1 pseudogene is annotated in these 351 nt (G+C 41.0%); it reads right to left on the reverse strand.

Going from position 1 to position 351, the window contains the following annotated elements:
• Window positions 1-257: pseudogene (locus ACNKXV_RS13605) on the reverse strand (hypothetical protein); the annotation flags it as partial.
• Between the last annotated feature and the right edge of the window lie 94 nt (window positions 258-351).

Consider the following 351-nt stretch of genomic DNA (forward strand, 5'->3'; position numbering starts at 1 on the left):
GAATCACTCATGGCCAAAAGATGTTTGGCCGATCCCTGACTCAAGGTAAAACCAAATCCATCCATGGTTTGGTAGGTGGTTTCTGGATCAACCACGATGGTTTCAAGCGAATCTTTAGGACTTTGCACTTCCTTCACCATTTCAAAGAGAATGCCTCCTCTAGGATCCGTAAGCCAGAATTCCTGTATTGGAGTAGGTTTGCTACAGGATATGAAAACTGAAAAAAGTAGAGAAAGGGAGAGGTATTTGTAACTCATCGGATGAATAGATAAGGTCGTAAGAGAGACTTTTTTGAAGTCAGGTAAAGTTAACAAGAAGCTTTAATTCCAGCCCTGCTCCAATCTTTTTAAG

The organism is Christiangramia aquimixticola (assembly GCF_048285835.1).
Taxonomy (GTDB): Bacteria; Bacteroidota; Bacteroidia; order Flavobacteriales; family Flavobacteriaceae; genus Christiangramia; species Christiangramia aquimixticola.